Below are 19,559 nucleotides of genomic sequence, written 5' to 3'. Positions count from 1 at the left end.
AGCGGCACGCTCCGCGGTCGGCATCGACCCGGGACGGCGACCGGAGGAGTCCGCCGTCTCCGCTGCAGGACGTCGGTCGTCTGTCGTGTGAGCGCTGTGCTCCTCTGGCGTCGAGCGCGGGATCGCTCGTGCGTGCCGGCCGGACGCCGGACGCCGGGCGCGGCTGGGCTCCACGCGCATCGGCTCACCCGGCATCTCCGGGGAGCGAGACCCGACAGCGCTGTCCGGTCGCGGTCCATGCGCGGTCGCCACACCCGCACGGGCGAACGCCGTCGCCGTCGCGCAACGGCTGTGTCAGGAGGCCTGCCCCGGAGGCGCGGTGGACGCCCGTAGGACGAGGGAGGTGGCTTGGGTGCGGTGGAGGTCGGCGACCTCCTCGCCGGAGATGAGCGCCAGGAGCATGTCGGCGGCCTCCTTGCCCATCCGCCGGATCGGTTGCTGCACCGTGGTCAGCGGGGGATTGGCGAGAGCGGACTCCGGGATGTTGTCGAAGCCGACCACCGAGAGCTGACGGGGGACGTCGAGCCCGAGCTCCGCCGCGAGCTCCAGCGTCACCAGCGCCGAGAGGTCGTTCGCCGCGAAGACCGCGGTCGGCGGGGATGGGCGCGACAGCAGTTCGCGAGCCGCCTCGCGCGCGATCTCCGGTTCGAAGCCGCCGGACCGCACCAGTGCCTCGTCCACGGGCAGCCCCGCGGCGACGAGCGCCTCGCGGTAGCCCTGTTCCCGCTGCTGCGCGGACAGCAGGTCCGAGCGACCCGTGATCATGCCGATGCGGGTGTGCCCCAGCCCGAGCAGGTGCTCGACGCCGAGCCGGGCGCCCTGCAGGTTGTCGGCGGTGACCGAGGGCAGCCCCGCCGGACCGGTGTGCGGATCGACCGCCACCACCGGTCCGTCGGCCTGCACGTCGGTCACGGTGGGCGTGACCAGGACGGCGCCGTCGACGAGGCTCCCCATCAACCGGGTCAGCGACCGACGCTCCCAGCCCACCTGCGCCTCGACGTGTCCGCCGGCGGAGTAGGCGATGAGCTCGTAGCCGGAGCCGTGGACGGCGTCTGCGACCCCCTTGAGGACCTCGGTGCTGAAGGGCTCGAAGTCCATGACCAGCACGCCGACGACGTGGGTCCGACGGTTGCGCAGGCTCCGCGCGACGAGGCTCGCCTCGTAGCCGAGCCGATCGATGACCCGGGTCACGTGGTCGACGGTCTCGGCGGATACGCCGTACCGCCCGTTGATGACCTTCGACACGGTGGAGACCGAGACGCCGGCCTCTGCGGCCACCTGCTGCATGGTCACGCGGCCGCGGAGGGACGACGCGGAAGGGTTCCCGTCGGGGCTTCCGTCGCTGGGAGCCACGAGGAGGTCCGAGCCACCGACGTCGTCGTTCGGGGCGTTGAGTTCCATGGGTCAACCTCTTCTCGGTCGGGCCCTCGGTGGTCAGATTGCCAGGGGAGGGGGCTGCGCTGTCCAGGACATCGACGACAAGGGGTCCGGGCTGAAGCCGGTCCGCTCGGCTCCGGGCGCCGGAGTCCGGCTCAGCCCTTGACCGCCCCCTGGAGCCCGCTGACTATGCGCCGCTGCATGGCGAGGAACAGCATGAGCGCGGGGATCATCGCGATGGTCGTGAACGCCAGCACTCCCGCGGTGTCGGCCGAGTGCTCGGTCGAGTAGTCCGCCACGCCCAGCGGGAGCGTGCGCATCTCACCCTGGAGGAGGAGCAGCGGGAGGAGGTAGGCGTTCCAGGAGGCGACGAAGGCGAGGACGCCGACCGTGACCAGCCCGGGCATCGACAGGGGCAGCGCGATCCGCCAGAAGATGCCGATCCTGGAGGCGCCGTCGATCATGGCTGCCTCCTCGACCTCCTTCGGCAGCGCCATCAGGAAGGGCCGCAGGATCACGACCGTCGTCGGCAGCGCGAACGCCGCCTGCGGCAGCGCGACCCCCCACCAGGTGTCGCCGAGCTGCAGGTCGCGCGTCACGAGGATGAACAGCGGGACGATGGCCACGGCGGCCGGGAAGAGCAGTCCCAGGACGAACACCAGGAACAGCGGTTCCCGGAACCTGAACTGGTAGCGCGCCAACGGGTACGCGGCCATCACGCCCGCGAGCACGGCCACCGCCGTGGTGATGAGGGCGATCACCGTCGAGTTCAACGCGTAGCGCCAGAAGTCCGGGTTGCTGAGGACGCCCCCGTAGTTTCGCAGCAGCCACGGGTCGGGGAGCGCGGCGGGGTCACGCGCCAGTTGCTCGTTGCTGCGGAAGCCGCCGAGCGCGCCGTAGAGCACCGGCCCGAGCGTGAGCGCCACGACCGCCAGCGCCACCAGGTAGACGAGCGGGCCACCCCGCCCGTACGTCGTTGCCCGTCGCGCCATCACCAGGATCTCCTCTCGGGTGCCCGGTCCACCGGGTTCACGTGTCGGCCTTGGTGTCGCGACGCAGCACCAGGAACTGGTACGCGACGGCCAGCGCGAAGCCGATCAGGAACAGCACGACCGACGCCGCACCGGCGATGCCGAAGTTGCTGCGCTGGGTGCCCTGGCTGATCAGGTAGGTCGCCATCGTGGTCGTCGCGTTCGCCGGCCCGCCGCCGGTCAGGATCCAGACCATGTCGAACAGCTGCAGCGAACCGATCATGGACAGGAAGCACCACGTCCGGATCGTGGGCGCCAGCAGCGGGATCGCGATGCGGCGCTGGACCTGCCACCACGAGGCGCCGTCGAGCTGCGCCGCCTCGTGCAGCTCGTCGGGGACGCCCTGCAGCCCGGCGAGGAAGAGCAGCACCGCCAGGCCCAGGTACTTCCAGGTGAGGACGACGAAGACCGTGGCGAGGGCGACGTCGGGGGTGCCGAGGAAGCCCTGCTCGGGGACCGGGATCCCGACCGACGTCAGCATGGTCTCGAGGAGTCCGGTCCGTGGCTGCAGCAGCTGGAACCACACGACGCCGGCGATCACCTCGGCGAGGACGTACGGGACGAAGATGATCGTCCGCAGCAGCCCCCGTCCCCGGATGCGGCGGTTGAGCAGCAGTGCCAGCGCCAGTCCCAGCGGCAGCTGCACGAGGATCGAGGCGAAGACGATGACGAAGTTGTGCACCACGGCGTCGGTGAAGACGTCGTCGGTCAGCACACGGACGTAGTTCTGCAACCCGACGAAGTCCACCATCGGGCCGAAGCCCTTCCAGCGGAAGAACGACATCCGGGCGGCGGAGAAGACCGGGTAGACGACGAAGACCGCCATCAGCGTCAGGGCCGGCGCCACGAAGAAGAGGATCTCCAGGCGCTTCCGGCCCCTGTCACGACCGGGGCTCCCGGTCGCACGAACCGAACGGCCGGTCGCCCGGCGCGCCTCCGCGCGCCGGGCGACCGCTGCCTCCGGGTCCACCGCCGTCGCGGCGCCCTGGGAGGTCATCCTCGGATCACCCCTCCTGCTCGGCGGCCTGCTGGGTCTGGTCCACGATCTCCTGCGGCGTCGCCTGACCGGCGAAGAGCAGCGCGATGGCGTCGTTCATCGCACCACCGACGGACGCCCCGAACGCGGTGTCGAAGTACAGCTGGACGTACGGCGCCGCGTCGCGGACCTCGAGCAGCTGGGCGAGCGCCGGGTCGGAGACGGAGCCCGAAGCGGCGGGGTTCGTCGGGAGACCCATGTCGTTCTCGGCGAAGCCCTGCTGCACCTCGTCGGAGAGCAGGTACTTCACGAGGTCGACCGCCTCATCCGGAGCCTCCTGCGCGACGGCCCACGCGTCGCCACCACCGAGCTGGGCCTCGGGGTCACCCTCGCCGCCCTCGATCGCCGGGAACGGGAACCAGCCGGTCTTGGCGCCGAGGCCCTGGCCGTCCTCGGTGAGGCCCTGCATGACGCCGGGCTCCCAGTGGCCCGTCAGCTCCATCGCGACCTGTCCGGTCGCGAGCAGACCGGAAGCCGACGTGGCACCCTCCTGCGCCGGCGTCGTCAGGAAGCCGGGGTTGAAGGGTTCGGTGTCGATCACCGACTGGACCTCCTCGCCCGCCTGGACGAAGCACGGGTCGGAGAAGTCCAGGCTGGTGACCGCGTCGGTCAGCACGTCCTCGGAGCACGAGCGCACCGCCGCGTAGTACCAGTAGTGGGCGGCGGGCCACTTGTCGCCCGCGCCGAGCGAGATCGGCGTGATGCCGGCGCCCTTCAGTGTGTCGATGGCGGAGGCCAGCTCCGCCATCGTGGTCGGTGGCGCCGTGATGCCCGCCTGCTGGAAGAGCTCGGTGTTGTACCAGAAGCCCACGACGCCGACGGAGAACGGCAGCGCGTAGGTCTGGTCCTCGACCTGCCAGCCGGCCACGGAGCCGCCGATCTTGTCGATCTCCTCCGCCGCGTCCTCGGACAGGTCGCGGACGAGGCCGGCCTCCACGCGGTCGGCGAGCTCACCGCCGCCGCGCTCCATGTAGACGTCCGGCACGTCACCGCTCTGGAAGGCGGCCTCGAGCTTGTCGACCATGTCCTCGTGCGCCATGGCGACGACCTCGACCTCCACGCCCGGGTTGGCGGCCTCGAAGTCCGCGGCCACCTGCTCGTAGTAGCCCTTGCCCGGTTCGTTGTTCGAGTTGTGCCACCAGGTGATCGTGTTGTCGTCGCCCCCCGAGGCGCTGCTGTCGCCACCGCCGCAGGCAGTGGCCGTCAGCAGCACCGCGCTGCTGCACAGCACCGAGAGAGCTGCTCGCCCCGAACGCCGCATGTCTGACCCCTTCGTCCTTCCGCACGCCGTGGTGGCGTGGAACACATTTCACGAAGGTGGCAGCAAGGGCTTGCGCTGTCAATCGTTGTCGATAACGATTTCGGAGTGACCTGCTCCACAGCTGTCGACGCCGTCCGGTGCACCGGAGCCACGTTGGTCGTACGTTCCGCCGACGGCTCGCCCTGCGCCGACAGGGACGTGGTGGTCCAGCAGGTCCGGCACGACTTCGCCTTCGGCAACATCGGCTTCGACTTCGTGGGACTGGCCAACGACGAGCGGGGCGGGTCCCGCGAGAACGTCTTCGGCGGAGCCGACCCGGAGGCGGCCGAGCGGCTCGAGGACCTGTGGCTCGACCTGTTCAACACCGCGACCCTCCCGTTCTACTGGGCCGGGTTCGAGCCGCTGGAGGGGCATCCCGACACCCGCCGCCTGCAGGCCGCCGCCGCGTGGTTCCGCGAGCGGGGCGTGTCCGTCAAGGGTCACCCGCTGGTCTGGCACACGCTCGCCCCGGACTGGTTGCGGGAGTACCCCGACCAGGAGGTCGAGGAGATCGTGCGGGCCCGCGTCCGGCGGGAGGTCACGTCCTTCGCGGGGCTCGTCGACACCTGGGACGCGATTAACGAGGTCGTCATCATGCCGGTCTTCGCCAACGAGGACCGGCAGAACGCCGTCACCCGGCTGTGCCGTCGCATCGGTCGCATCCCGACGATCCGCCTGGCCTTCGAGGAGGCACGCCGGGCGGACCCCGCGACCACCCTGGTGCTCAACGACTTCAACCTGTCGACGGCGTACGAGTGCCTGATCGAGGGAGTGCTCGAGGCCGGCGTGCAGGTCGACGCGATCGGCCTGCAGAGCCACATGCACCAGGGCTACTGGGGCGAGGAGCGGACCCAGGAGGTCCTGGAGCGGTTCGCCCGTTACGGCCTCCCGCTGCACTGGACCGAGACGACTCTGGTGTCCGGGGACCTGATGCCACCGGAGATCGTGGACCTGAACGACCACCAGGTCGACGAGTGGCCTTCCACGCCGGAGGGCGAGGAGCGGCAGGCCGACGACATCGTCCGCCACTACCGGACGCTGCTCTCGCACCCCTCGGTCCAGGCCGTGACGTACTGGGGGATCACCGACCGGGGGTCGTGGCTCGGCGCCCCCGCGGGGCTGGTGCGCGCCGACGGCAGCCCCAAGCCGGCCTACGACGCGCTCCGGGGCCTCGTCAAGGGCGAGTGGTGGCAGGCGCCGACCCGGCTGCGGACCGACGGCGAGGGCCGGGTCGCCGTGCGCGGCTGGCCCGGGGACTACACGGTGTCGGTCGGGGACCGCTCGGTGTCCTGGGAGTTGCGGCCGGACGTGCCGCTGTCGGAGGTCACCCTGGTCTGACTGCCGCACCCGCCCAGGCCGCAACCGACAACGAACGACACAGGACGGACTTCCGAACAGCATGGGCACCAACGACGACCTCGGCTCCGCGCCCTGGCGGGACACGACCATCCCCGCCCAGGACAGGGTGACGGACCTCATCCGGCGCATGACACTCGAGGAGAAGGTCGCCCAGCTGTACGGCGTCTGGGTGGGCATCGATGCGACTGCGGGCGAGGTCGCCCCGCACCAGCACGAGATGGCCGCGGCGCCGGTGGACTGGGACGAGCTGATCCGCAGCGGGCTCGGACAGCTGACCCGCCCGTTCGGGACGGCGCCCGTCGATCCGCTGCTGGGCGCGAAGGGTCTGGCGGAGAGCCAGCGGGCCATCGTGGCGGCCGGCCGCTTCGGGATCCCGGCGCTGGTGCACGAGGAGTGCCTGACCGGCCTCGCGGCGTGGACGGCGACCGCCTTCCCCTCGCCGCTGTGCTGGGCGGCCGGCTTCGACCCGGACCTCGTCGAGCGGATGGGCGCGGTCATCGGGCAGGGCATGCGCCGGCTCGGCGTCCACCAGGGGCTCGCCCCGGTCCTGGACGTCGCCCGGGACCTGCGCTGGGGACGGGTCGAGGAGACCATGGGCGAGGACCCGTACCTGGTGGGCACCATCGGCAGCGCCTACGTCCGCGGTCTGCAGTCGAGCGGCATCGTGGCGACCCTGAAGCACTTCGTCGGCTACTCCGCCTCCCGGGCGGGGCGGAACCTCGCCCCGGTCTCCGCCGGCCCCCGGGAGATCGCCGACGTGCTCCTCCCGCCGTTCGAGATGGCGCTGCGGGCGGGTGCCCGGTCGGTGATGAACTCCTACACCGACATCGACGGCGTGCCCGCGGCCGCGGATCCGGCGCTCCTCACGACGCTGCTGCGGGAGACCTACGGGTTCACCGGCACCGTGGTCGCCGACTACTTCTCGATCGCCTTCCTGCAGACCCTGCACGGCGTCGCCGCGTCCCCGGGGGAGGCGGCCGGGCGTGCCCTGGAGGCGGGCATCGACGTGGAGCTGCCGACCGTGGCCTGTTACGGCGAGCCGCTGGTCGAGGCGGTGCGCAGTGGGGCGGTGGACGAGGGCCTGGTGGACCGGGCGCTGCGCCGGGTGCTGCTGCAGAAGTGCGAGCTCGGTCTGCTCGACGCCGACTGGTCGCCGGACTCGCCGGCCGTCCTCGACGGCGAGGTCGACCTCGACTCGGCGGAGTCCCGTGCCGTCGCGGCGGAGCTCGCCCGCCGCTCCGTCGTGCTGCTCGCCAACGACGGCACGCTGCCCCTGCGGCCCGGGCTGCGGCTGGCGGTGGTGGGTCCCCGCGCCGACACCGCCCAGGCCATGCTCGGCTGCTACTCGTTCCCGATGCACGTCGGCGTGCACCACCCGGACGTGCCTGTGGGCGTCGACATCCCGACGCTCGCCGACGCGCTGCGGGCGGATCCGGCCGCCTACGAGGTCCAGGTCGCCGAGGGCTGCCCGGTGCTGGGTGGCGACGACGAGGGCATCCAGGCCGCCGTGCGCGCCGCGGCCGACGCCGACGTGTGCGTCGCCGTCCTCGGTGACCAGGCCGGCCTGTTCGGCAACGGCACCTCCGGGGAGGGCTGCGACGCCGTCGACCTCCGCCTCCCCGGCCGCCAGGAGGAGCTGCTGGAGGCCCTGCTGGCGACCGGGAGACCTGTCGTGCTCGTCCTGCTCGCCGGCCGCCCCTACGAGCTGTCCCGCCAGGTCGACCGGCTCGCCGCGGTGGTGTGCGGGTTCTTCCCGGGTGAGGAGGGCGGTCCGGCGATGGCGGACGTCCTCAGCGGGCGGGTGGCCCCGTCGGGCCGGCTGCCGGTGAGCTTCCCGCGCGCGGAGAGCAGCCAGCCGGCGACCTACCTCGCGGCGCCCCTGGGCCGGCGCACCGACGTGAGCACGGTGGACCCGACCCCGCTCTTCTCCTTCGGGCACGGGCTGGGATACGGCTCGGCGACCTGGGCAGGGGTCCGAGCGGTCACCGGATCGGAGTGGGACACCGACGGGACCAGCGAGCTGGAGGTCGAGCTCCGCAACGACACCGACCGCGAGGTGACCGAGGTCGTGCAGGTCTACCTGCACGATCCCGTCGCCGAGGTGGTCCGGCCGGTGCAGGCCCTCCTGGCCGCCCGGCGGGTCGATCTCGCGCCGCGGTCGGCGGCGACCGTCCGGTTCAGCCTGCACGCCGACCTCACCTCCTTCACCGGGCGGGACGGCAGGCGGATCGTCGAGCCGGGTGCGGTGGAACTGCGGGTGGGTGCCTCCAGCGCCGACGTGCGGGAGACCCTGCGGTTCACGCTCACGGGCAGCCGCCGCACGGTCGGGTTCGAGCGCCGGCTGCACGCCGAGAGCGTCGTCGAGGACGGGGTTCGCGGCGGCGGGGGCGACGGCTGATGCCGCAGACCGACCTCCCGCTGGAGGAGCTCCGGCGCTACCGCCCGGAGCTCCCCGCACCGGACGACCTCTGGCAGTTCTGGGAGGCGACCCTGGACGAGGCGGCCGAGCGGCCGCTCGACGTGTCGTGCACTCCGGTCGACAGCGGGCTCGTGACGGTCGAGACCCACGACGTGTCCTTCGCCGGCTCCGACGGGTCCGAGGTACGCGCCTGGCTGCACCTGCCCGCGCGCGCACTGGGCGGGAACGGAGCGCTGCCCGGGGTCGTCCAGTTCCAGGGCTACAACGGCGGGCGCGGGCTGCCCCACGAGCACGTGTTCTGGGCGTCGGCGGGCTTCGCCCACCTCGTGGTGGACACGCGCGGGCAGGGGAGCGGCTGGTCCGTGGGGGACACCGGCGACCCGGTGGGCTCCGCGGTCGCCCAGCCGGGATTCATGACCCGGGGCGTGCTGTCGCCGGACGACTACTACTACCGCCGCGTCTACACCGACGCCGCGAGGGCCGTCGAGATGTTGCGCGGCCACGCCGAGGTCGACGGCGACCGCGTCGCGGTGACCGGCATCAGCCAGGGCGGCGGCATCGCGCTGGCCGTCTCGGCCCTCGTCCCCGGAGTGCGGGCGGTCATGCCCGACGTGCCGTTCCTCTGCGACTTCCCGCGGGCCGCGCGCATCGCTCCCGGAGACCCGTACGGCGAGATCGTGCGGTACCTCAAGGCCCACCGCGACCGCGTGGACCGCGTCTTCCGGACGCTCGCCTACTTCGACGGCGCGGTGCTGGGCCGCCGGTCGTCCGCGCCGGCACTGTTCTCCGTCGCCCTCATGGACGAGATCTGCCCGCCGTCGACGGTCTTCGCGGCGTACCACTCCTACGGCGGGCCCAAGCAGATCGAGGTCTACCCGTTCAACGACCACGAGGGCGGTCAGGGCTTCCAGCAGCGTGCGCAGCTGGCCTGGCTCCGCAGCCGGCTCGAGGTGCCCACTGCCCGGCAGACCGCGTTCGGCGAGCGGTCCGCACCGCGGGGGCGGGGCGTCTGATGCTGCGCGCACGCCTCACCGTCGACCCGGCCCGACCGGTGGGCCCGGTGTCCCGTCGGCTCTTCGGCGCCTTCGTCGAGCACATGGGACGCGGCGTCTACGGCGGCATCCACGAGCCGGGGCACCCGGAGGCGGACGAGGAGGGCTTCCGCCGGGACGTGATCGACCTCGTCAAGGAGATGGGGGTGACGACGGTCCGGTATCCCGGCGGGAACTTCGTCTCCGGGTTCCGGTGGGAGGACGGCGTCGGGCCCCGTGAGAACCGCCCCGTCCGGCTCAACCTCGCGTGGCACAGCACGGAGACCAACGAGGTCGGGCTGCACGAGTTCGCCTCGTGGCTGGAGAAGGTCGGCGCCGAGCTCATGCTCGCTCTGAACCTCGGCACCCGCGGCACGCTCGAGGCGCTGGACCTGCTCGAGTACGCGAACGTGCCTGCCGGCACCACGCTCGCCGAACAGCGGATCCGCAACGGGCGTCCGCAGCCGTTCGACGTCCGGATGTGGTGCCTCGGGAACGAGATGGACGGTCCGTGGCAGCTCGGCCAGCGGTCCGCGGACGACTACGGCAAGCTGGCCGCCCGCACCGCGAAGGCCATGCGTCAGGTCGATCCCGGCCTCGAGCTCGTCGCCTGCGGCTCGTCGGGCGCGACCATGCCGACCTTCGGCGAGTGGGAGCGCGCCGTCCTCACCCACGCCTACGACGACGTGGACTTCATCTCCTGCCACGCGTACTACGAGGAGAAGGACGGCGACCTCGGTTCCTTCCTCGCCTCCGCGACGGACATGGACCGCTTCATCGAGACGGTCGTCGCCACCGCCGACCACGTGAAGGCCGTGCGGAGGAGCCCGAAGACGATCAACGTCTCCTTCGACGAGTGGAACGTCTGGTACCTGTCCCGGGTGCCGGCCGACCTGGCGAAGGACATCGGCGACTGGCCCATCGCGCCACCCATCAGCGAGGAGGCCTACACCGTGGCGGACGGCGTCGTCGTGGGCAGTCTCCTGATGTCGCTGCTCCGCCACGCGGACCGGGTGACCAGCGCCTCGATCGCCCAGCTGGTCAACGTCATCGCCCCGATCGCGGCGGAGCCGCAGGGGCCGGCGTGGCGCAAGTCGACGTTCTTCCCGTTCGCGACCACCGCCCGGCTGGCGCGCGGCGTCGCCCTCCGGGTGGGCGTCGACGGCCCTGACTACGACACCGCCGAGTACGGCCGGGTCCCCGTCGTCGACGCTGCCGCCACCACCGATGCCGGCGTGGCCGCGCTGTTCCTCGTGAACCGCTCGCAGACGGAGGAGGCGGAGGTCTCCGTCGACCTCACGGCGCTGGGCGTGAGCACCATCGAGGAGACGCTGATGCTCTGCGACCCGGACCCACACGCGGCCAACACGACCGACCGGCAGGACCGGGTCCGCTTGCAGCCCAACACCCGGGCAGCGGTGGTCGGCAGCACGCTCGGGGTGACCCTGCCGCCCGTCTCCTGGACGGCCGTCTCCCTCCGCTGACCGCCAGATCGACCACCGACCCCGGCCACCAGCCGTACCGCTCGCGAGAGGAACCCACATGTCGTCCGGGACGCCGGCAGCGGCGCGCTGGTCCGCGAGGGCCGGGCGCCGCACCCCGAGGGCACCGAGGTCGACCCCGCCTCCTGGAGGCGGCGCGGCGCCGCTGCCGTGGCGCGCCGCCGGGACCGAGGTCCACGAGGCCGATCCGCCCGTGCACGTGCGGCGGCGCTACGCCGAGGTGCGCGACCCCACCGCCGAACGCACCTGATCCACCCGCCGCAGCGCGCGGCTGCACCACCACCGGACAACACCAGACCCCGGCGACGCCGCCGGGGGAGCAGATGAGGAGCAGGACATGGCATCGGTCACCTACGACCAGGCGACACGGGTCTACCCCGGCGCGCAGCGGCCAGCAGTCGACGCGCTCGACCTCACCGTGGAGGACGGCGAGTTCCTGGTCCTCGTGGGCCCGTCGGGCTGCGGCAAGTCCACGTCCCTCCGCATGCTCGCCGGCCTGGAGGACGTCGACGGCGGGCGCATCCTGATCGGTGACCGGGACGTGAGCACCGTGCCGGCCAAGGACCGCGACATCGCCATGGTCTTCCAGAACTACGCCCTGTACCCGCACATGACCGTCGCGGACAACATGGCTTTCGCGCTGAAGATGGCCAAGGTCGGCAAGCAGGAGATCGCCGAGCGGGTCCGGCAGGCGGCCCGCCTGCTCGACCTGGAGGAGTACCTGAACCGGCGGCCGCGGGCGCTCTCCGGTGGTCAGCGGCAGCGGGTGGCGATGGGCCGGGCGATCGTCCGCAAGCCGCAGGTGTTCCTCATGGACGAGCCGCTGTCCAACCTCGACGCCAAGCTCCGCGTGCAGACGCGCACCCAGATCGCCCAGCTGCAGCGCCGGCTGGGGATCACCACGGTGTACGTCACGCACGACCAGGTCGAGGCCATGACGATGGGCGACCGGGTCTGCGTCCTCAAGGACGGCAACCTCATGCAGGTGGGCAAGCCCCGGGAGCTCTACGACCGGCCGCGCAACGTCTTCGTGGCCGGCTTCATCGGCTCCCCGGCGATGAACCTGTTCACCCTGCCGCAGGTGGAGGGCGGCGTCCGCTTCGGCGACGACCTCTACCCGGTGGCCCGCGACGTCCTCCAGGAGGCCTCCGCGTCCTCCGTCGTCCTCGGCGTGCGCCCGGAGGACCTGGAGGTCGCCGACCACGGCCTGCCGGTCGAGGTCGACGTCGTGGAGGAGCTCGGCGCCGACGCGTACGTCTACGGCCGGACCCGGCTCGGGGACGGGGAGCACCAGATCACCGCCCGCGTCGACGGACGCCGGCCTCCGCAGAAGGGGGAGGTCCTGCACGTGACCCCCCGGCGCGGCCACGTCCATCTCTTCGACGTCGGCGACGGGAGCCGGCTGGGCGACTGACCGGGGCGATGAGCGGCGCGGCGGGGCGCCCCTGGACCCGTCCGAGGTGCCCGGCCCCCGGCGGCGCCGGCCCTGACCGCTCGGGGAGGCGACCGCCAGCGGAGACAGGCGGCGCCGCTACCGATGACGAGGGACGGGCCCGCCCCCGTGACGGGTGCCGGACGAGCTGCTGGAGCCGACCGTGGCTGCGCGAGTCAGCAGGTCATCGCCACGCAGCTCCGGCAGGGTGGCCACTCCTCGGTGCCGTCGTCGGGCCACGCCCAGTCAGCGGGATCGAGGAGTGTCACCGGGGCAAGGCAGAGGGCTCGGCCGGTGATGAGCCCGTTCCCGCCGACGGCGTGCAACCGGCCGGTGGGCATGTCCACCCACTCGTCCTCCCACCGTCGGGGCACGACCGCGTCGGCGCCGACAGTCCACTGCGCCTGCCCGTGCTCGGCGCCGCCGGTGCCGGCTCTCATGGCCCGCCGCCAGGATCGGCGGTGCGGCGCCGGCTCCGGCTCGGCGGCACCCGGGTGGCCGAGGCTGATCCCACCTCGTGCGGCCCGGTCACCGCATCCCCAGCTGCACGCCCTCGGCGGACACCTCCGCTCGCGGCTCACGGTCGCTCGAGGGGCCGGGCTCGCTCGGCGGCGGTGGGTGCCGCATCGGCGGTGGCCACGCCTGCAGCAGTGACCACGCCCGGGACGTCAGGAACCGGACGGTGGTGCAGTTGGAGCCGGGCCAGCTCCCGCTGCAGCCACAACGGCGTTCCGACCAGCATCATGCGGCGGTTCTGCCGCTGGGCCCACCGGCGGGCGCCGGTGATCACATGCGCCCCCGTGCGCCCGCACGCGGTCAGCTCGCTGAGGTCGACCGTCCACCGGGGGCGGTCGCAGACGAGCAGGGTCACGACCGCGTCGTGGAAGAGGTGGGTGGTGTCCCGCTCCAGCGGTCCGGTCAACTTCAGGCGTCCGCCGATGAGGTCGAGATCGACGGTGAACGACGGGTCCCGCCCATCGGCGGCTCCCGCGGCGCAGGCAGATTCGGCGGTCACGCATCACCTCGGTGGTGAGCGCGTGGCGTCGGCGGCCGAGCGTCGACCGCCGAAGGTCCTGCTGCTGCAGGCGGCTCCGTTGTTGGACCGGTCACCCACGCTAACCCCGGTTCGGGCGACCGGCGACTGGATCAGCCTGCTCTGAGGATGTCGGCCACCGCCAGACGGTGCTCACCGACTGTGGGTGCCTGCCCGAGACGGGACGCACGGCTGCTGCGACACCACCTGCAGGCGCTCGACTCCCGTCAGCGACCAGGAGACGACGTACCGCACGCCGGCGCAGGTTCCACGGGTGCCTGCGGCCATCTCGTCGCGCGCACGTTGCTGGGACGCACGCCGGCCGGCCCGTGGCCCACCCCGGCGGGGCTCACGCCAGGACGGCGATGCTGCCGACCCCGGCTGCAGACAGCGCCAGCAGGGCGGCCTGAGTGGTGTTGCGGCCCTCGGGCCTGCTACGGCCCAGGTGCTCCTGCACGGCACGCAGACGCGTCCGGACCCTCTCGCCGCAGGCCACTCCGACCGTGAGCAGGACCAGGCACGGCAGGCAGTAGATGAACGCGTAAGCGGCGAGGGTGGTCAGCGCCGGGGTGGTGGCGACGTCGGCTGCCAGCAGTCGCTCGATCGCGATCAGGTACGGGAAGGCGTTGGGCAGGTCCGCGGCGGTGACCATCACGCCGACGGGCGCGGCCGTCCACGGGCCGAACCAGGACGGCAGCCGCACCTCCCGGCCGCGTCCCGTGCCCAGCCGGCGAACCGCGGCGACGAACAGCAGGAGCGCGGCCAGGCCCAGCGCCGCCCGGCGGACCCAGACCACCCCGTCGGTGACCAGCCCGGCCACCGCGCCGGCACCGAGGAGGACGCCGGCGCCGGCGGCGAGGACCGTGAGGTAGGCGCCGGCGACGTACGCCAGCGCGACGACGGCGGGCCGGGGCAGCGGGGTGATCAGGATCAGCGCAACCCCGACGATGGTCGCCGGGTTGAGCGAGTCGAGGAGCGCGAGGCCGGCGATCCCGGCGACGAGAGTTGCTGACACGAGGAATCCCCATCCGTGAGACCAATACGTCTCAGATGAGACGATACCGTGTCAACGAGAGGATCGACAGGTGAGCGAAGAGGGGATCGCCGAGGCGGCCGCGGCCGTGTTGGCCCGCCGTCCTGCAGCGACGATGGATGAGCTGGCGCGCGCCGCCGGCGTCAGCCGGGCGACCCTGTTCCGCCGGTATCCCTCGCGGGCCGAACTGGTGGCCGACCTCTCCCGGCGGGCCCTGGACGCCTACGTCCGGGACGTGGACCGGGCCGAGCCCGAGCGGGGGCCGGCGCCCGAGGCCCTTCGCCGGGTGCTCGCACACCTCGTCGCCCTGGCTCCCCGGTACGGCCTGCTGGCGCTGCAGCCGCTCGAGGAGGTCGTGGAGGACCGGCTGCTGGAGCAGGCTCGCAGCGCCGAAGACCGGCTGCGCGCGCTGGTGCGCCGCGGCCAGGAGGCCGGCGAGTTCCGCGTGGACCTCCCCGCGGACTGGGCCGTCGTCGCGGTCACCTGGCTCATCGTCGGAGCCGCGGACGGCCTGCGCACCGGCCGCGTGGCGCCGGCCGACGCCCAGCGGCTGGTGACCGAGACCGTGCTCGGCGCCCTGCGGCGGCGCTGAGTCACACCGACCGGGGCCCGGTGCTGTCGGCTCTCGCATCCCCGCCCCAGGGCACCACGTGCATCTGCGCACCCACTCCGACGTGAAGGATGAGGGGAGCGGGTTCCCGGACCGGCGGGGTGAGGGAGGGGCTGTGGACGCGTCCGTGCGGGCCGGTCGCGGTCGTCGGGCACGCTGGCTGCTGCTGGGCACGGCAGCAGCGCAGGCAGTGAGCCCGCTGGTCGCCGGGTTCGACCAGGGGAGCGGGGCGGATCCGGTCGTCGTGCCGCCCGGCCCGTTCTTCGCCGTCTGGGGCGTGGTCGTCCTCGGCTCGGTCGCCGCGGCGCTGTGGGGGCTGCCGTTGCTGCGGGCCACCCGGGCGCCGTGGACGGCGGTGCAGGTACCGGTGTCGGTGGCCCAGGTCGGCTTCGTCGTCTGGCTGCTCGCCGCCGCCACGGTGCCGGCCCTGACGCTCCCGGTGTTCCTGGTGATGCTCGGCGCGCTGGCGTGGAGCTTGTGGACGGTGCTGCGCACACCTGCCGACCGCCTGACACGGGTGCTGCTCGGCGGGACGCTGGGCGTCTACACCGGCTGGAGCGCGGCGGCGGTGTGGCTGAACGCGGCCACGCTGCTGCCGGGCGATGCCACCGTGGCCTGGGCGTTGCTGGTGGCCGGTGCCGCGCTGACCGCCTGCGCGGGGGCGCGCCTGTTCGGCGGCCAGTTGGGGTTCACCCTGGCGGCCGGCTGGGCGTTGCTTGGCGTCGCCGTGTCGACGTCGGGTGCCGGCGAGCGTGGGCTCGCAGCGCTCGCGGCGGCGGGCCTGGCGGCTGTGGCGGTCACCGCCCTGGCGTCACGGAAGGCGGCTGCGCGGGCCTGAGCTGCTCCGGACGATCGCGCCGGTACAGCCGTGGAACGGTGCTCTCGTGCGACCGGCGACGGCGATGTCGAGGGATGTTCACGGTGTGCTCTCCCGAGCGACAGCGGCCGTGCTGTCCAGCGACGTCGGCGGAGATGGACGGGGAGTCCTCACCCGCCGTCCGGGGCGAAGATGGCGAGCAGTTCGTCCACCTCGTGCGCGGCCGTGCTGGGGTGCCGGAAGTGCTGGTGCGGACGTAGCTCGTAGTGCGTGCGCCGGCCGCGGCGGCTGCGCGTCAGGTACCCGCCGTCCTCCAGGTCGCGCAGGATCGACAGCGCCGCTCGCTGCGTGACACCCACGCGGTCGGCGATGTCCTTGACGCGGGCGTCGGGATCCGCCGCGACTGTCAGCAGCACGTGACCGTGGTTGGTCAGGAACGTCCAGGGCGGGCGGCGCGGCGCCTCGACTCCCTCGGCCACGGCACTTCCTCACGGGTTCTGGTGGCAGGCGACAGGTGAAGTGTGGTTCACTCTATCTCACGGAGGGGAGTACCCCCCAACGCTCCGTCGTCAGTACGGCGCCGAACGGCGCTCGGCGGGGCGGGCGTCCCGGTGGGGCGCCGGGAGAGACCTCCGGTCGGTGCACATCGACCGGAGGGATGGCTCGTGGACGTCTCGTTGTGGCTCTGGCTGGCCGTGCTCGCCCTGATCGTCGGCATGCTGGCCGTGGACCTGTTCGCCCACCGCCGCGCGCACGTCATCGCCGTGCGCGAGGCCGCGGTGTGGTCGGCCGTGTGGGTGGCGCTCGGGGTGGCCTTCGGCGGCTGGGTGTGGTGGGCGCACGGCGCGGAGTTCGGCCAGCAGTACTTCGCCGGCTACCTGATCGAGAAGTCGCTGGCCGTGGACAACGTCTTCGTCTGGGCGATCATCTTCACCTACTTCGCGGTGCCTCGGGAGTACCAGCACCGCGTGCTGTTCTTCGGCGTCCTGGGCGCCCTGGTCTTCCGCGGGCTGTTCATCGCCGGCGGGTCGGTGCTGATCGCCGGCTTCGGCTGGGTGCTGTACCTGTTCGCGGCGTTCCTGCTGTGGACCGGCTACCGGATGATCCGTCAGCGCGACGAGCACCTGGACCCGGAGGAGTCGCGAGCGCTTCGGCTGTTCCGCCGGTACGTGCCGATGACCGACGCATACCACGGGCAACGGTTCGTCATCCGGCGCGACGGTGCCCTGCTCGCGACCCCGCTGCTGGCGGTGCTGGTCCTCGTGGAGGTCACCGACGTGGTCTTCGCCGTCGACTCGATCCCGGCGATCTTCGCCGTCACCGACGAGCCGTTCCTCGTCTTCACCGCCAACGCCTTCGCCATCCTGGGCCTGCGGGCGATGTACTTCCTGCTCGCCGACCTGATCCACCGCTTCGTCTACCTGAAGACCGGGCTGGCCCTCGTCCTCATCTGGGTGGGCGTCAAGATGATGCTGAAGGTGGACCTCTTCTACGTGCCCACCGCGGTCAGCCTCGCGGTCATCTGCCTCATCATCGGCGTCTCCGTCGCGGCGAGCCTCCGGGCCACGCGCGGCCAGGGCCGACGCGCCGTCGAGGCGCCGTCCACCTCGCCCTTCCGGACCGCCACCGAGGACGAACTCGCTGCCCTGCAGCCGCTGCGGTTCCGCGGCGCCCGGGGGGACTTGCGAGTCGACACGCCAGCCGAGCAGCAGGCCGGGAAGCAGTCGTGACCCGGGCGGCGCTGCGCCCGGTCGCCGGGGTCACGGACGACCGCCGGGCACGTGTGTCGCCGATCCGCACCGGGGCAGGGACGACGGCCCCCTCTCCATCCCGTCGGTCAGGGGCTGATCACCACCGCACGCCTGGGAAGCGCAACCTCGGCGGCCCGACGACGGTCGGGACGTCCACGGGTGGTGCCGCCGGGCGGTCGTCCCCCAGCACCCGCTGCGGTCGGTGCGGCACGAGCTCGCGCAGGCGCCTGGCGCGCTCGGCCGTCGGCGGATGGGTCCGGAGCAGCAGGGGATCCGGCACCCGGCCGCGCCGCACCATCAGCCGCTCCCAGATCCGGCCGGCGCTGCGCTCGAGGGCCTCCAGGGCGGAGGCGAGCGCCTCCGGATCCCCGATCAGCGTCGACGCCTCGAGGTCGGCGTCGTGCTCCCGGGTCCGGGAGAGTGCCAGCTGCAGCAGGGTCACGACGGTCGGCAGGGCGATCAGGCTCAGGGAGAGCAGGAGCAGTTCCGGGTCGCCACCGAGCGTCATCGGCAGCGTGATGAAGATCGACAGGACGCCGACGTAGGAGAGGCCCTGGACGAAACGGCCCACCGTGTCCGACAGACTCATGATCGTGGTGTCGCCGGACCGCACGTGGCTCACCTCGTGTGCCAGGACGGCGGCCACCTCGCGGGTGGTGAGGATGCGCAGCAGCCCGTCGCTGACCGCGATCGCCGCGTCGTCTCCGCGCCCGACCGCGAAGGCGTTGGGGATCCTGCTCGGCACGTAGTAGAGGGTCGGCGTGCTCGCGAGCCCGGCCCGCTCCGAGAGTTCCTGCACGATCCGGAGCAGTCTCGGAGCCGTGCCGGGGCCCACCGGTAGCGCGCCGTACATCGACAGCAGGGTCCGCGTCGGCACCCGGGGCCGCAGTGCACCGACGAGCACGCCGATGACGAGCGCCCACAGCAGGCCTGTCGGGCCGAGCAGCACCCAGGCCAGCACACCGGCCGTGCCGATCAAGCCGACGAGCAGGAGGACGGCCTGGGTGACGTTGCGCAGTCTCTGCCGGCGGAGCGTCCCGGGATCGAGCACTGACCGACGCCATGCCCGGCACGGGCCGCAGCGGCAGGTCCGGCGGTAGGGCGCGTCCACGACCGCTGCGCGGCCGTGTCGGCCACCACCCACCGGATTCAGCCGCTGGAGACCGGCCCGGTCGACTCAGCGGCGGGCGAGAGCAGCTGACGGGCCGCGGCTTCGTCCGAGGCGGCAACCAGCACGTGAACGCCCTCCAGTTGCAGCTGTGGGTACTGTCCTCCGGCATCGTCGGTTGCGATGTCGGCTCTCAGACCGTGACTGCGCAGCAAGCCGACGATCAGTTCCCCCTCCGTGCGGCTGCCCACGATCGCCACGGACACGGGCGCGCCCTCCACGCGCTCACCTCCTCGAAGCTCCCCCTGGCGGTGTCGGCACCACCGTCGCACCGTTGGCGGCCCCTCGGGCCAGTCGGAAGTCCCTGAGCCATGAACCGGTAGCGGGTCTCCTGCCAGGCTGAGCCGGCGTGGCGACGTTCGCGACGCCATCGGCGCGTCCTCTCGACGGTCGGCGCGCTGGGTCAACGGCGCGGTTCCGGGACCGGGGGTCTGCGCAGCGACCGGAAGCCCGCGCGGAGCTCCTCGGTGAACAGTCGTGGCTGCTCCCAGGCGGCGAAGTGCCCGCCGCGGTCGAGCCGGTTGTAGTGGACGAGGCCGGGATAGGCGCGCTCGGTCCAGCTGCGCGGGGCCTGGTACTGCTCGCCGGGGAAGACGCTGACGGCGACCGGGATGGTGACGCCCTTGGCGTCGAAGAAGCCGCCGCGGTACTCCCAGTACA

18 protein-coding genes and 1 pseudogene are annotated in these 19,559 nt (G+C 72.7%); 8 read left to right on the top strand and 11 right to left on the bottom strand.

Annotation, left to right across the window (positions count from 1 at the left end; genetic code table 11):
- Positions 1-294: 294 nt before the first annotated feature.
- From ACI784_RS19625 to ACI784_RS19610, 4 genes are all read right to left on the bottom strand, one after another.
- Complete coding sequence (locus tag ACI784_RS19625; RefSeq protein ID WP_457014589.1) at positions 295-1,278, bottom strand: LacI family DNA-binding transcriptional regulator; 984 nt, start codon at positions 1,276-1,278, stop codon at positions 295-297.
- Between the two features lie 254 nt (positions 1,279-1,532).
- On the bottom strand, positions 1,533-2,369 hold the full coding sequence (locus ACI784_RS19620; RefSeq protein WP_456924568.1) for a carbohydrate ABC transporter permease: 837 nt from the start codon (positions 2,367-2,369) through the stop codon (positions 1,533-1,535).
- Positions 2,370-2,406: 37 nt separating this feature from the next.
- A complete protein-coding gene (locus ACI784_RS19615) occupies positions 2,407-3,255 on the bottom strand; it encodes a carbohydrate ABC transporter permease (RefSeq protein WP_456924567.1) in 849 nt (282 codons plus the stop codon).
- Between the two features lie 157 nt (positions 3,256-3,412).
- Positions 3,413-4,675 (bottom strand): extracellular solute-binding protein, encoded by a 1,263-nt coding sequence (locus ACI784_RS19610; protein WP_457014588.1) that lies wholly within the window; start codon positions 4,673-4,675, stop codon positions 3,413-3,415.
- 231 nt (positions 4,676-4,906) lie between these two features.
- On the opposite strand from ACI784_RS19610, the gene ACI784_RS19605 reads away from it, so the two are divergent.
- The 5 genes from ACI784_RS19605 (at position 4,907) to ACI784_RS19585 (ending at position 12,469) form a co-directional block, all read left to right on the top strand.
- A complete protein-coding gene (locus ACI784_RS19605; protein ID WP_457014587.1) occupies positions 4,907-6,082 on the top strand; it encodes an endo-1,4-beta-xylanase in 1,176 nt (391 codons plus the stop codon).
- 61 nt (positions 6,083-6,143) lie between these two features.
- Positions 6,144-8,501: a beta-xylosidase/alpha-l-arabinosidase gene (locus ACI784_RS19600; RefSeq protein ID WP_457014586.1), complete on the top strand. Its 2,358-nt coding sequence runs from the start codon at positions 6,144-6,146 to the stop codon at positions 8,499-8,501.
- Complete coding sequence (locus ACI784_RS19595) at positions 8,501-9,535, top strand: acetylxylan esterase (protein WP_457014585.1); 1,035 nt, start codon at positions 8,501-8,503, stop codon at positions 9,533-9,535. Before ACI784_RS19600 ends, ACI784_RS19595 begins: the two co-directional genes overlap by 1 nt.
- Positions 9,535-11,037 carry an arabinosylfuranosidase ArfA gene (gene arfA / locus ACI784_RS19590; protein WP_456924562.1) on the top strand — a complete coding sequence of 501 codons (1,503 nt, stop codon included), beginning with the start codon at positions 9,535-9,537 and terminating at the stop codon, positions 11,035-11,037. The genes ACI784_RS19595 and arfA overlap by 1 nt, the downstream gene beginning before the upstream one ends.
- Positions 11,038-11,392: 355 nt before the next feature.
- Positions 11,393-12,469: an ABC transporter ATP-binding protein gene (locus ACI784_RS19585; RefSeq protein WP_456924561.1), complete on the top strand. Its 1,077-nt coding sequence runs from the start codon at positions 11,393-11,395 to the stop codon at positions 12,467-12,469.
- Positions 12,470-12,663: 194 nt separating this feature from the next.
- On the opposite strand, the gene ACI784_RS19580 is transcribed toward ACI784_RS19585, so the two are convergent.
- From ACI784_RS19580 to ACI784_RS19570, 3 genes are all read right to left on the bottom strand, one after another.
- A complete protein-coding gene (locus tag ACI784_RS19580) occupies positions 12,664-12,927 on the bottom strand; it encodes a hypothetical protein (protein ID WP_456919132.1) in 264 nt (87 codons plus the stop codon).
- A gap of 137 nt (positions 12,928-13,064) precedes the next feature.
- A complete protein-coding gene (locus ACI784_RS19575) occupies positions 13,065-13,502 on the bottom strand; it encodes an STAS domain-containing protein (protein WP_457014584.1) in 438 nt (145 codons plus the stop codon).
- Positions 13,503-13,869: 367 nt separating this feature from the next.
- Positions 13,870-14,535, bottom strand: coding sequence for a GAP family protein (locus tag ACI784_RS19570; RefSeq protein ID WP_456924559.1), 666 nt, complete (start codon positions 14,533-14,535; stop codon positions 13,870-13,872).
- A 70-nt stretch (positions 14,536-14,605) separates the two neighbouring features.
- Between ACI784_RS19570 and ACI784_RS19565 the strand changes: the two genes are divergently transcribed.
- Together ACI784_RS19565 and ACI784_RS19560 are read left to right on the top strand one after the other, a co-directional pair.
- Positions 14,606-15,145: a TetR/AcrR family transcriptional regulator gene (locus ACI784_RS19565; RefSeq protein WP_456924558.1), complete on the top strand. Its 540-nt coding sequence runs from the start codon at positions 14,606-14,608 to the stop codon at positions 15,143-15,145.
- Between the two features lie 133 nt (positions 15,146-15,278).
- Entirely contained in the window at positions 15,279-16,001 is a 723-nt protein-coding gene (locus ACI784_RS19560; RefSeq protein ID WP_457014583.1) for a hypothetical protein, read from the top strand.
- 149 nt (positions 16,002-16,150) lie between these two features.
- Here the strand turns inward: ACI784_RS19560 and ACI784_RS19555 are convergent, their stop codons facing one another.
- On the bottom strand, positions 16,151-16,459 hold the full coding sequence (locus ACI784_RS19555) for a helix-turn-helix transcriptional regulator (protein WP_456919127.1): 309 nt from the start codon (positions 16,457-16,459) through the stop codon (positions 16,151-16,153).
- A gap of 186 nt (positions 16,460-16,645) precedes the next feature.
- Between ACI784_RS19555 and ACI784_RS19550 the strand changes: the two genes are divergently transcribed.
- Entirely contained in the window at positions 16,646-17,710 is a 1,065-nt protein-coding gene (locus ACI784_RS19550) for a TerC family protein (protein WP_457014582.1), read from the top strand.
- 118 nt (positions 17,711-17,828) lie between these two features.
- Here the strand turns inward: ACI784_RS19550 and ACI784_RS19545 are convergent, their stop codons facing one another.
- From ACI784_RS19545 to ACI784_RS19535, 3 genes and pseudogenes are all read right to left on the bottom strand, one after another.
- On the bottom strand, positions 17,829-18,782 hold the full coding sequence (locus ACI784_RS19545) for a zinc metalloprotease HtpX (RefSeq protein ID WP_457014581.1): 954 nt from the start codon (positions 18,780-18,782) through the stop codon (positions 17,829-17,831).
- Between the two features lie 98 nt (positions 18,783-18,880).
- Positions 18,881-19,105, bottom strand: a complete 225-nt coding sequence (locus tag ACI784_RS19540) for a hypothetical protein (protein WP_457014580.1) — start codon at positions 19,103-19,105, stop codon at positions 18,881-18,883.
- Between the two features lie 197 nt (positions 19,106-19,302).
- Positions 19,303-19,559 (bottom strand): annotated as a pseudogene (locus ACI784_RS19535) (hypothetical protein); the annotation flags it as partial.

It is taken from the genome of Geodermatophilus sp. SYSU D01186 (assembly GCF_054050215.1).
Note: the sequence above shows the minus strand (reverse complement) of the source record. Positions and strands in the feature narration are given on the sequence as shown.